Genomic DNA, 13,453 nt, shown 5'->3' with positions numbered 1-13,453 from the left:
CTCGTCAAGGCATAGCTTTGGAGGGAAGGAATGTGAAGATTTGTCGCACCGCGCTGATCGGGATCGGGGGATTCGGCGCTGAACATGTGAAAGTCATGCAGAAGCTGGTCGAAGAGGGTAGCCTGCAGGTTGCTGCTTTTGCGGAGCCGAATGTCGGCGCTCATCAGGAGTCTTACGGCAAGCTGACCGCGCTTGGGGCCGTCCATTATATAGACTACGTGCAGATGCTCACGCTGCATTCGGATATCGATTTCGTCGTCATCGTCACGCCGATCTCCTCCCACAAGCCGATGTGCATCCAGGTGATGCGGATGGGCTTTCACGTGCTGGTGGAGAAGCCCCCGGCGGTAACGATTCAGGACTTGGACGAGATGATCGCGGTGCAGATGGAGACCGGGCGCTTGTGCCAGGTGAACTTCCAGAATACGTCGGGCCAGGCGTTCCGAACGCTGCTGGAAAGGATCGGCTCCGGTGTGCTCGGGCAGGTGGAGCAGGTGGTCGGCATTGGCATGTGGAAACGGCTTCGCTCTTACTACGATCGAACCCGCTGGGCCGGCAGACTGGTCAGCGACGGCCAGTATATGCTGGACGGGACGTTCAACAATCCGTTTGCTCATTTGCTGCACCATAGCTTGCTGGCGGCCGGAGGAGGCGCAGCAGACTTGTACCCGGAATCGGTGCAGGCCGAGCTTTACCACGTCAATGACATCGAGGGGGACGATGTCTCCTGTATTCGCGCCGTTATGGCTAACGGTGTGAGCGTTCATTTTTACGCCATGCTTTGTCACGAAGTAAGTGAAGTGCCTTCGATTGCCGTGTACGGAACGCGAGGGGAAGCGCATTGGAATTACCAGAACAAGCTGACCATTCGCGCACAGGACGCCGAAGAGGATTTGGCGTTTGGTCCGACCGATTTGATGTGCAGCATGTATCTGAACCTGATGGAAGCGATCGAAACCCCAGGGAAACCGCTCTTCTCGCCGCTCAAGGCAAGCCGAAGCTTCGTGCTGGTATCCAACGGCGCCTATGAGTCGGCTCGCGCCGTTCGTGCCATTCCCAGCCGATTCGTGACCGAGCGGGAGGATGGAGATTCCACGGTGCGCCTGCTGCCCAGCTTGTCCGAGAAGATGAGAGACGCGGCAGCGAAGCGGCAACTGTACAGTGAATATCCGCTTCCTTGGGCGACGCCGACCGGGCTGTTCCGGATGGAGGGCTACAACCGATTCGAGCTGCCTGCCACTATGCGCACAAATAACGGTAGACCGACCAATTAGAGGCGTTCCTTCAGGGCTCTTCTTTTTACAATGTCGAGGTTTAACCTAATGTATTTTTGGAGGCATGATACCTATTTAAATGAATCAGGACCAAGTGGTCTCTGGTTCTTTATTTTGTTTACCTGACTAATTCCTCACTCTACAGTTTACATACAACTACCTTTTTAAGTTATTACCAAATTGATTTAAGGGAGTACATTTTTTTATTTCATCCTGAAGGTAGAATGATAAACATGAGAGCTCTTTATTACAGTCGGAGGGATGGGAAAAATGAAAGCGGTTTTAGACAGCTCCCGAAAGTATGGCGCAACAAAAAGGAAAAAAAACTTTCTGTACTACATCAAAAGAGACGGTCTGTTATATTTTCTTTTGCTGCTGCCTATGGCCTATATCCTGATTTTCAAGTATGCTCCCATCTATGGCCTTGTGATGGCATTCCAAGATTACAACATTTTTGAAGGAATTGGAGGGAGCGAATGGGTAGGACTGGATGTGTTCCGTTTTATTTTTGAGCAGGACAGCTTCTACCGTGCATTAAAGAATACGCTGGTCCTGAATGTTCTGGACTTGATCGCAGGTTTTCCAGCGCCCATTCTTCTGGCGATTTTGCTCAATGAAGTAAGACAAGCAAAATTCAAGAAAATGACCCAGACCGTGTTGTATCTGCCCCATTTTTTGTCCTGGGTTATTATTGGCGGTATGGTCTATCTGATGTTTTCTAACGGCGGCATGATCAACAATTTCCTGTCGAGCTTTGGTTTGGAAAGAATCGAGTTTCTGTCGCAGAAAACACCTTGGTTGATTACTTATATTGCCGTTGGCGTATGGCAAAATATCGGATGGGGCACCATCATTTATTTGGCGGCCATAACCGGAATCAATAGGGAGTTGTATGAGGCCTCCGATATTGATGGCTGCAGCAGGCTTCGCAAAATGTGGCATATTACACTGCCTGGCATTAAGTCAACCATCAATATTTTGTTGATTCTCCAAATAGGAAGAATGGTTTCTATCGGATTTGACCGTCCCTTTGTGATGGGGAATTCACTGGTTAGCGATTACTCTGATGTTATCAGTACTTTCGTGTATAGAGTTGGTATTAGTTCGGGTGATTTCTCCCAGGCAACGGCGGTAGGATTGTTCCAATCCGTGGTCGGCCTGATCCTGCTGTTATCTGCAAACTTTGTTGCGAAAAAATTAGGCGAGGATGGGATATGGTGAGGGTGGCGAGCAATAAGCGCAAGATGAAAAAAATGACTGTAGCGGATATGGCCATCATTGTATTTATCGTGGCATTGTCCTTCACATGTATCGTACCGTTCCTGTACATGATTGCGCTTTCTTTCAGTTCCAACGAAGCGATTATTTCTCAAAAGGTAGGACTGTGGCCAGTAGACTTCACAGCAGAAACGTACAAAACCATATTGAGCGATATGGATATGCTGTATACGCTTGGATACAGTATTGTGCTTACGATATTCTACACTTTGGTATGCATGTTACTGACCATATGTGCAGCGTATCCGTTAACGAAGAAGCGGCTGAAGGGAAGAAACTTTATTTTGACGGCGTTGGTCTTCACCATGTATTTCAGCGGCGGTTTAATTCCCTCCTATATTCTGGTTAAAAACCTAGGCATGATGAATTCGGTTTGGAGCCTGGTATTGCCGGGGGCCATGAGCGTGTTTAATATGATCATCCTGAAAACCTTCTTCAGCAACCTTCCGGAGAGCTTGGAGGAATCGGCAGCCATTGACGGGTGTTCGGATCTGGGCATTCTCATCAAGATTGTGCTTCCCCTTTCGTTGCCATCGATCGCCACATTAAGCCTTTTCTATGCGGTGGACAGATGGAATGGATTCCAGGATGCGCTGTTCTACATCACGAAAAAAGAGCTCTACCCTATGCAGATGAAGCTATACCAGATCATTTCGGCCAATCAGCAGTTGGATAGCCAACAAGGAGGGGAAGGAAGTGTCGGCTCCTATATTGTCCCTGAGTCATTGAAAGCGGCAAGTGTCATGTTTACAACGATTCCGATTTTGCTGATCTATCCTAAACTGCAGAAGTATTTCGTGGATGGTGTGATGACTGGGGCTATCAAGGGGTGATGGGGAAACAGATTATGATGAAGGGAGGATCCCGGCCTCGCGGATGATTTAAGAGAATCAATTACCAGAACGAAAGGGTGGTTAAAGTGTATAAGGGCATAAAGAAGAAAGCAACAATTCTATTTAGCACAGTGCTTCTAGCCGTAGGAGTGGCAGGCTGTGGTGGTGCAGGCAATAACAATGGGGAGACGGTATCAAAAGGGGCCAACGCATCGGAAACGGGCTCCGGTTCCCCAGTAACCTTGACAGTGGAAGTGTTTGACAGAGGTATTCAGGGACAACCGGACTTGAACAACAACACGTGGACCAAATATGTCAATGAAAAATTCGGGAAGCCTAATAACGCCATTGTAAAATTTGTTCCTGTCCCCCGTTCCCAAGAAGTCGACAAGCTGAATGTTTTGATGGCTGCCAACGAGGCTCCTGATATTTCCTTCACCTACGACGGGAATACCGTAACCCGTTTCGCAAAAAGCGGTGGCCTCTATACACTGGATGAATTGTTGGAGAAGCATGGCCAGCAATTAAAGTCTTATCTGGGCGAGAACGTTCTTTCCTACGGGAAATATGAGGGCAAACAAATCTCGATACCAGGCAAGCGGACTCTGATCGCTTGGAACGGCATGTTTATCCGCAAGGATTGGCTGGATAAGCTGGGAATGCCTGTTCCTACGAATCGGGATGAATTATATAATACCCTCGTTGCTTTCCGTGACAAGAACCCGGGTAATGTGGATGGTGTCATTCCGTGGGCAACTGCGGCTTCCGGCATGAACTACACCTTTGGCAACCTGATTCCTTCGTTCTGGGGTCCGATGTCGGAGGAGGAATTCGTTACCACCACCAATTGGCTGAAGCCCGGCACCAAGGATGCGTATAAATGGCTGAACAAACTGTACAATGAAAAGCTGATCAGCCCCGACTTTGCGCTGGATAAAACAACCAAACAAGCGGATGCCGATGTGACCAATGGGAAGGTAGGCTTCTACGCCGCCAACTGGGATTATCCACTTTCACAAAAAATTCGTGAACCACTGAAGCAAAATGCACCTGATGCCAACTATGTTGCTGTAGATACCTTCAAAAACGATGAGGGGAAATACCTGAAAGAGATGTACAACGAAAACGGGATTTTCTCCTTCATCCCGAAAAGCAGCAAGAATGCGGAGCTGGCCATAAAGTATCTGAACTGGATGGCTGATCCGGAGGTGATGTTCTTCCTTCAGTTTGGTGAAGAAGGCGTCAACCATAAGCTTGTAAACGGGATCCCGCAAGGGATTGCGCAAACCGGCGAAAATATGCAAACGAGCAATCTGAATATGGATTATACTCTAATTGTTAACGGTGCAGAGCTGGGCGATACCGAAAAGAATGTCCGAACGTACGCGGCAGCCTTAGCAGCCGGAGATCAGAGCTATGAAAAACTGGCTGTCGATTCATACAAGATCAATACGACGGATGGTTATACAGGCTTTTATTACGGCGTCTCGAACGAAGCTAGTATCAAGTACGGCAAAACGTTGGGTGACATGAACAAACAGATGAGTGACAGGCTGGTCGTTGCCAAGCCGGCAGAGTTCGACGCCTTGTACGACAAGCTGGTGAAAGAATATATGGACGCCGGCGGTCAGGCTGTTCAGGATGAGAATATAAAGAATTATAGAGATATCAAAGCACAGAGCAAGTAATCCATGGCATAAGGATAAACCAGTCTGTGGTTTATCCTTATTTCGTTGCTGTTCCCGAATAATTTTGCAATTATTCGGGGGAATCCATATGTTCAGGAGGATACCCATGTACAAGGTCATGATTGTAGATGATGAGCCGTGGGCAATTAAAGGAATCCGCAACGCCTTCGATTGGGATAAATATGGATTTGAAATTATCGGACAATTTAAAAGCGCTTACACCGCATGGGATGCCATAAAAGCGAATGAACCCGATTTGGTATTTACGGATATCCGTATGCCCGAGATATCCGGACTGGATCTGATGAAGAGGGCCAAAGTAGAAGGGCTGGACATTGAGTTTGTCATCGTAAGCGGATATGCGGAATTTGAATATGCCCAGGAAGCGCTGCGCTATGGCGCGCTGGATTATTTCCTGAAACCATTGGATATCGATAAGGCTGACCCCTTCATTGCGAAGCTGGCCGTGCACTTCTCCCGAAGAAGCACAGTACGCAACCAACTTCTTCTGGATGCGCTGACCTCGGCGAATGAGGACGCGATCAAGAGCTTCCTACCGCTTCCCGATGATGCAGCTGTGTACTATTATCAGGTGTTGACCATCTATTTCGAGGGAGAACATAAAAATATGAGGAACCTGCTTTCTTTGGAGGGAAAGCCTGTTCATGTTGTGGAAGTTGAAGCCGGAGCCCGAAAAATGCTAGTTGTCCTGATGACGGAGCATAGGGCTTGTCTGGAAGGACATTCGGATAAGCGGGTTCTGAATAAGACGGGCATCCATGTTATGGGCGTCAGCAGCATCTCTAATCAACTAAAGCACATGAGCAAGCTCATTAAAGAAGCTGACCTGTCCGCTTCCCAGGTTTTTCTTGAAGAAGCTGGGGGCGTCGTTCACTACGAGCCGAAGCTTCATCTGGTGAAGCCATATATCGATGAAATCCACCACATCCTTCAGGGAAATCAATTTGACGATGTGGAAGCGTACATTAAAGGGCTGCAGGCATATTTCAGGGATCATCATCTGGGCATGTCTGAGGTTGTCTACCTGTGGAATCAAGCCGTCGGGATCCTTATCAAAGCATATTCTGAGGAATTGAAGGATATGGAACTGGAATTCCTGAATTATTCCGAGATCAAGGAACGATTTGAACACTTTGAGTCGTTATGCAGCTTTTTACATGAGGTTCTCGACTCAATCAGGATAGGAAACAGCCGCTCTATGCAGGAAGGGGACATCCAGTCCTGCTTCAACAGGATGATCCATTATATCAACCATCATTTTGAGCAGAAATTGTATTTGAAGGATTTATCAGCCCAATTCTTTATTAACCAGGTGTATTGCTGTCAATTATTCAGAAAAAATCTGGGCAAAACCTTCTCAGAATATGTGTCGGAGCTGAGAATCAAGAAAGCCCGTGAGCTCCTGAAGCGGACGGATCTATCCATTGAAGAAGTGGCCATTCAAGCCGGGTATGTCGATTATTATTATTTCAATAAAGTGTTCAAGAAGCATTGCGGGATGACCCCCGCCAAATTCAGAAAAAGTTGATATGAACGGAGCGGCGGGCCATGAAGATCAGTAAACTGAAATTGAAGCATCAGATATGGCTTATCTTTTTTTTCTCCATCATCATTTTTACTGTCATGGAATTTTATTATTATTATAGTTTCTCTAATTTGACCCAGAAGAGAGCCGCCCATTACAGTAACCAGATGATAGAACAAACACGCCGCAAAATTGATTCTGCATTTAGTGATATCAGGGTCAGCACCAGCATTGCGGTCAATAGCAGACGGGTTCAGGAATTTTCTGTAGTGGATGATGATTACAAAAGGGCGTTTAACAGCGGTCCAAATGCATTGGATCTCATGGAATATATGAGATCCTTTAATTCGTATGTAGACGGAATCGTAATTAATGATATTCGGGGAAGACGGCTTTACAGTTCGGCATCAGCAAGCGGAGATATTTTTTTTCTCAATCGTTACGATACCTTTATCCAGAAGTATAAGAAAGATCCTTCGCTGCGGGACAAGGGGATGTTCACCTCGATTCTAAAAGACGACAGAACAGGAACGGAACAATTCTTCTTTATAGCGCCGATTGTGGAGGCCATCGGGGGAATCTACTTCTCCCAAATTACGGGTTACTGTACCGTTTTGGTCAATATGGACAAAATGCAGGGGCTTGTGGAAAATACGGAATTAACGCCCAACTCAACCTTGTACATTGTGAATAGCCGGGATGAGGTGATTGCTTCCACCAATTCCAATGCCCGAGGTGCGTTATTCAGGGAAGTTCTGTCTATGGATAAGGGCATCCTGCTTAACGGGGTCAAAACAACGATCGATGGGGAAGATATTCTTGTCCAGGTTAAGGATTTGGAGCAGGCAGACGGGTGGCGGGTTGTGAGTATGATTCCAGTGCAAGAGCTTACTGCAGACATGAACCCTATACGGAAAGTCAGCATTATCGTCGGGATTGGGATGATTCTAAGCATGCTTATCATGGGCAGTTTCTTTATGAACAATCTGATGCGTCCGGTGATGGGACTTGTTCTGGATATGAAGAGAGTGGGGAGCCGGGACATGGGCTTCCGCATTAAAGTCCGGTCTACCAATGAAGTAGGCATGCTGGCCTGCGACATTAACCGGGTCATCAATGAAAGGGAAGAGATGGCAAGAGATATGATCAATACCCAGGCCAGATTATACGAATCTGAGCTGAGTCAAAAACAGGCGGAGTTTGCTGCCCTGCAAAGTCAGATCAACCCCCATTTTCTCTATAATACGCTCAATTGCATCAGCAGCATCGGATTGGAATACGGAAGCAGGGAGATCGCGCAAATCGCGTCTTGCATGTCCAAAATATTCCGGTACAGTATAAAAAAAGATAATCTTGTGCGGGTAGAGGATGAACTGGACTGTATTCAGGCTTATATGAACATTATCGCCATCCGGTACGAGAATAAATTTATCATCGAGATCGATGTGGACGAGGGACTCCTGGAGATGCAAACCCCCAAGATGATTCTCCAACCCATTGTGGAGAATGCGGTCTATCATGGGCTGGAGCGGATGGATCTAGGGGGCCGGCTTCAAGTTACCGGGAGCATAGATGCGCATGGGGACTTGTGCTTCCAAATCACGGATACCGGGAAGGGAATGGAGCCGGAGCAATTGGCTTCCATTCAGGCTAAGCTGGGCATGGCATCCCCTGAACCTGCACCAGATGGCCAACCTGCTACAAGCATCGGACTTTCCAATATCCATAACAGGCTCCGGCTATTGTTCGGAGAGGGTTACGGGATCGCCATAGAAAGCCAGTTCGGCCATGGGACGACCGTGACCGTGAGGATTCCAAAGCTGTTAAACAACCGCAAACCTTCGGAAGAGTAAGGTTATGTCGATAGCCGGACACACTCCCAACAATGTATTGTTTTTATTCAGGACACATCCCTTCCATTGGGGATTGTGTCCTTTTTTCCTTCGAATTCCCGGCGATAATAATCAGACGTTGAGAGGGTTAAGTATAATCCGAAGGTCAAGACACTTTTTCTAAAACGGTTACCAAAACCATTTAAGATAGTACATTTTTTAAATTTTCTCTGAAAGTAGAATGAAGACATGGCTAAAAAAATCAATGACAGGGGGATGGATGAGGTTGAAAGCGGTTTTATGGGATCGGAAAAGATTCAGGTATTTGCTGTTTTGTCTCGCAGTGCTGCTGACACTGCCGCAATGGAACGGAGCGGCTATGGCGGCAGAGCAAACGCCAGATAGGACGAATTTAGCATCCCGGCAGGAGGGGAAGGATGTGTCTGATTTCTACAATGTTATCATGCAAACAGGGGCCGACCCTTGGGTTTACAAGCATACGGACGGCTACTACTACAATGTCTTTGTCAATGCCAGCGGAATCATGATCCGCAGAACGAAGACCATTACCGGCATTGAGGCGGGCGAGAGAAGCCTTGCCTGGACACCGGTTAAGGGTACCATGTACAGTTCCAATGTTTGGGCGCCTGAAATGCACTATCTCAAAGATAACGACGGCCAATTCAAATGGTATATTTACTTCGCAGCCGACAACGGAACCAACGCAAACCACCGTATGTACGTGCTTGAGAACACCAGTGATAATCCGATGACGGGAACCTGGGAGTTCAAAGGGAAGATTACCGATTCCACCGATCGTTGGGCAATTGACGGCACTGTGATGACTGTAAATGAGGATCGCTATTTTATTTGGTCCGGCTGGGAGGAAACCGACGGAAGCTTTCAAAATTTATATATTGCAAAAATGAGCGATCCGCGGACCATCAGTTCAGAACGGGTCCTGATTTCAACGCCCGAATATGACTGGGAAACTTCCCCAGGGAGGATCAATGAAGGGCCCGAGGTCACTATAAAGGGCGACACCATCAATCTGATCTATTCAGCCAACGGAAGCTGGACAGACAGTTACTCCCTCGGGTTGATCACGGCCAAGATTGGCGACGATTTAATGAACCCCGGCTCCTGGGTAAAGCGGGATAAGCCGATCTTTTCTAGCGCCAATGGTGTTTACGGCCCTGGCCACCATAGTATCGTCTCATCTCCTGATGGTGCGGAGAACTGGATCATTTACCATGCTGCCCGCTGGCCGGGGTCAGGCTGGACCCGCAAAGTCTACGCACAGAAATTCACTTGGAATGACGACAATACGCCGAACCTGGGAGCGCCGGTAGATCCGAACATACCGATTGCCATACCTTCCGGTGAGCCAATGCGGAAGCGCTATGAAGCGGAACATGCGTTGCTGGTAAAGGATCCGAATGGAGAAACTTCTCCGGCTGTCCGGCGGGAAAGCACGGCATCAGGCGGGATGAAAGTCGCGAGCATTAAGAACGCTAATGATTATGCCCAGTTTACAGTAAATGTGCAGGAGGCGGGATTCTATAACCTGTCCGTGCGCAATGCCAACGGCTCCCCCAATGCGGCGGATGCCTCCCATATATTGTCGGTCAACGGCAGCTCCGGTGCCAAATTGAACATCGTCTATTCTGGTCCGAATCGTTGGGGAGCCTCCACGGCGAAAGTCTTCCTTAAGGGAGGCGACAACATCATCCGCTTCTCGAAAGGGAGCAATCTGGCCGAAATCGACAGTATGGATCTATTTAAGCTGGATACATCGGAAATTTTATTTGAATTCCCGGGATTCACCATGGGGTTGAACGAAACCCGCAATTTGCCCCTGTATACGGTTACGGGCGCTACCTATACCGCAATCGATACAGGAGCTACCTTCAGTTCTTCCGACACAAAGGTAGCCAATATTGATGAAGGGGATCAGATTCAAGCTGTCGGGGCGGGCAGTACGACGATTACCGCGACATATAATGGGAAAACAACAACGGCCGCGGTAACCGTAGTCGCAGAGCCCAGATCGGTGCAGTCACTTAACATGAGCGGAATGGACCGCGTCCTGACCAGTGGACAGCGAAGCCGTCCATTGCAGGTAACTGCTCGCTATAACAACTATGAAATGAAGAATGCGACAGCGGATGCTCAGTATACCAGCAGCGATCCTGGGGTGGCCCGGATTGATACTGTATCGGTCACCCCATCGGTATACGCAGATAAACCGGGTACAGCTCTTATTACAGCCGAATACAACGGCAGCAAAACGGCAATCCAATTGACGGTAATCGAGGCTTCTGATGCAGTTCAGGTGGTTTCCGAAGTGAAGACTCCTTCCGGAGTGACTCCTGATCCGCCCAGCGTTGTGGATGTTGTATACAATAGCGAGTCGATGACGGCGGAAGTTGTCAGCTGGAAGCCGGAGGGAATGGACTTCAGCTCTCTTGGTACTACTCAGGTGCCAGTCATTCTGAAGGTGGATGGCCGAGATATTCCTTCCACTGTATCCGTAGAAGTGGTTGCAGGATGGGGCCTTGATGACATTGTGGACCAGCTCCGCAATAGACTGGCGAATTTCTCTTATCCGTTGGGCACGGGGTTAGGCAACTATAGCCAATCCAAGTATGACGCTTTTGTGGCCGAGGTGGATAAAGCGGAGGAGATGGCCTCCAACCCCGATCTGAGCAAAGAGCAGTTTGACGGGCAGCTGGATAATCTCGCTCAAGCGGAAGAGGCTCTGTTAGCTTCACTTAACCTCGTACAGGATGGCGTTGTCTATAACGCTTACCGGGATTTCTCCGGCGATACGGTAGGCAAATACCCTTACGGTATCACCACCGAAGATCTGACCAATGGAGCTACCGCAACGGTAAAGGAAGAGGACGGGAATAAATTTCTTCGACTGACCACGACCGCTACCTCGGGCAAGGCAAACCTGTTCCTGCCATATACAGGCGAGGTAAAGGCTGGGGCGGATCAGCGCATCGTCATCGAATACCGCGCCAGATTAAACAGCAGCTTCCCATACGCGAATGGCGCCATGATGAGAAACGACAGCGGTACCGGCAATTATTCGATGGTCACTGCTTTTGATACCGGTAAGTTTATTGTACAGAACGGCGGATCCAAGAAAGCAGTCCAAAACGTATCCAACAATACATGGTACAAAATCAAAATGGTGGCCAACTGGAATAACAAAACCTACACCGTCTACCTCGACGATGTTCCGGTAGCTACGGATTACAATTTCCGCCATACAGGCGGTGACAAGCTGATCGGACAACTGTTTGGGATTGACGGATACGCCAATGCCTCCATCGATTTTGATGATTTCAAAGCTATGGTCATAGGAGGACCATAGGCTGCGCCAGAGGGTCTTGGGAAAGTCGATGAAACAGCGGCTGGCGCCAATGATGGACGCATCACCGGGGTGAATGATTCCGTGGAATGGTCTTCAGATCATAGGGTTGCCTGATTAAATGTAGAAGGTGATACACTTGCCAATCTGCCGCCCGGAACGTACTGGGTTGGATACCGCATGCCTCTTCAGGAAGAAAGGTAAATGTTTTAGTTGTCATGGATACACACAAATAAATATAATGCAAAGGAGAAGCTTTGGCTTGTAATCTCAATGTCTGTTAGAGTTCAGCCTATTACTAACATCTTCAAGTGTGTTTTTCAACGCAGAAAACACCGCTTACCATCTCAAATAAAAACAATGCCTGAAATACGAGAGAGCCGATAACCGCGTAATAGGGTTATCGGCTCTGTGTCTGTATGACTAGCTCTTTGACGTGCGTTTATCAGCAACCTCTCGGTTATGTCACTTGCTGCTGGTCTTCTTGATCAAGTCCACGCCATCGTATGCCAGACTTTCCACGCTTGCAGCCTTCTGCAGTATATAATGATCAAAAAAGTTCTTCGTGTAGTCTGTAACAAGATTTCGCATCTCCATAGCATCCCGTTCGCCTCTGAGTTCCTCATTAACACTGGTAAACACGATGTCGCAGTAATCTAAATGCGCAACACGATCAACAGAGAAATAATAGGTTTCCATGCTATTGTTAGCGCCAATAATCGCATTCATGTTGTAGTTTGGTTCACAAAACAGTAGCAAGAAGGGTTTCTTAAGGTCGCTGCCCTGAAGGCCGAACGCGCCGCTATCCAAGCCAATCCCGCAGGCGAAGCGGTCGTCGTCACGGCAAACCATCGCCGTCGTAGGCCCTCCATAAGAATGTCCGACTATGCCCATGCCGATGTCAAGCAACAATCTGCCCTTAAAGATGGAATTCAGCTCTCCAGAGTCCACTTTGTAAAGATAATCGGCTACATACCTTACATCTTCTGCCTGTAATTCGCTATACTTTGTTAACTTGGCAAGTATCGGCAGTTTAAGCACGTTACGGCACATCTCAATGGCTGTTTCATCGTCAGGCCGCATCTCCATCTTACCAGCCAACGCTACCATCTCCGGATCTTCAGAAAACGCCATAATGACATCCGAAAAATCCTTTGATACATTAAACAGGCGCCCATCTTTACGCTTATACATCGTGCTATTCTGATGCCCGATGCTTACCACAACATATCCCATGCTTGCCAAGTCAGCACAGATCACGGTACCCCATTCTGGAGAACCGCCCCCGCCGCAAACATAGAATAACACCGGATAGCGCTTTTCCTTCCCGGAGAGAGCAAGATCGTCGTAACACTGGGTCTTGATATCTATAGAGTAAGCATCCTTCAACGCAGCGAGAAGTGGCTGCTCATCAAGCATTTCGTAAACTTCAGGAAACATGTACGTTGATGTAGTCTTACCTTCGCTACTGTCGGACGGATAGTACACAAACGCCGTCAGTTCTCTTTTTGAGTGATCTGATGCCGCGTACTCAAAATCCATCTGGGTTCGACCGACAGTATAGCCGCCGATTGGTTCAGGAAATGCGTCATAAGTTTTCATTTTCTTGTTCCCCCTTAA

The 13,453-nt window shown here is 48.0% G+C and carries 9 protein-coding genes; 8 read left to right on the top strand and 1 reads right to left on the bottom strand.

Going from position 1 to position 13,453, the window contains the following annotated elements:
- Positions 1-32: 32 nt before the first annotated feature.
- The 8 genes from RB297_RS04235 (at position 33) to RB297_RS04200 (ending at position 11,836) form a co-directional block, all read left to right on the top strand.
- Complete coding sequence (locus RB297_RS04235) at positions 33-1,274, top strand: Gfo/Idh/MocA family protein (protein ID WP_192571884.1); 1,242 nt, start codon at positions 33-35, stop codon at positions 1,272-1,274.
- 270 nt (positions 1,275-1,544) lie between these two features.
- Positions 1,545-2,495: an ABC transporter permease gene (locus RB297_RS04230; RefSeq protein ID WP_375119827.1), complete on the top strand. Its 951-nt coding sequence runs from the start codon at positions 1,545-1,547 to the stop codon at positions 2,493-2,495.
- Positions 2,489-3,385 carry a carbohydrate ABC transporter permease gene (locus RB297_RS04225; RefSeq protein ID WP_192571886.1) on the top strand — a complete coding sequence of 299 codons (897 nt, stop codon included), beginning with the start codon at positions 2,489-2,491 and terminating at the stop codon, positions 3,383-3,385. The genes RB297_RS04230 and RB297_RS04225 overlap by 7 nt, the downstream gene beginning before the upstream one ends.
- A gap of 86 nt (positions 3,386-3,471) precedes the next feature.
- Entirely contained in the window at positions 3,472-5,073 is a 1,602-nt protein-coding gene (locus RB297_RS04220) for an extracellular solute-binding protein (protein ID WP_192571887.1), read from the top strand.
- A 106-nt stretch (positions 5,074-5,179) separates the two neighbouring features.
- The gene (locus tag RB297_RS04215; protein WP_375119826.1) at positions 5,180-6,622 is read left to right on the top strand and encodes a response regulator; all 1,443 of its coding nucleotides are present in this window, start codon (positions 5,180-5,182) and stop codon (positions 6,620-6,622) included.
- A 20-nt stretch (positions 6,623-6,642) separates the two neighbouring features.
- Positions 6,643-8,472 carry a sensor histidine kinase gene (locus RB297_RS04210; protein WP_375119825.1) on the top strand — a complete coding sequence of 610 codons (1,830 nt, stop codon included), beginning with the start codon at positions 6,643-6,645 and terminating at the stop codon, positions 8,470-8,472.
- 228 nt (positions 8,473-8,700) lie between these two features.
- Positions 8,701-8,856, top strand: a complete 156-nt coding sequence (locus RB297_RS04205) for a hypothetical protein (protein WP_255250484.1) — start codon at positions 8,701-8,703, stop codon at positions 8,854-8,856.
- A 34-nt stretch (positions 8,857-8,890) separates the two neighbouring features.
- Positions 8,891-11,836 carry a family 43 glycosylhydrolase gene (locus RB297_RS04200; protein WP_375119824.1) on the top strand — a complete coding sequence of 982 codons (2,946 nt, stop codon included), beginning with the start codon at positions 8,891-8,893 and terminating at the stop codon, positions 11,834-11,836.
- A 462-nt stretch (positions 11,837-12,298) separates the two neighbouring features.
- On the opposite strand, the gene RB297_RS04195 is transcribed toward RB297_RS04200, so the two are convergent.
- Positions 12,299-13,435 carry an alpha/beta hydrolase gene (locus RB297_RS04195; protein ID WP_375119823.1) on the bottom strand — a complete coding sequence of 379 codons (1,137 nt, stop codon included), beginning with the start codon at positions 13,433-13,435 and terminating at the stop codon, positions 12,299-12,301.
- Between the last annotated feature and the right edge of the window lie 18 nt (positions 13,436-13,453).

Source organism: Paenibacillus sp. CR_12 (assembly GCF_041953985.1).
In the GTDB taxonomy this organism is placed as follows: Bacteria; Bacillota; Bacilli; order Paenibacillales; family Paenibacillaceae; genus Paenibacillus_AQ; species Paenibacillus_AQ lautus_A.
The sequence above is the reverse complement of the archived record's forward strand: the minus strand, read 5'-3'. Positions and strand labels throughout refer to the sequence as shown.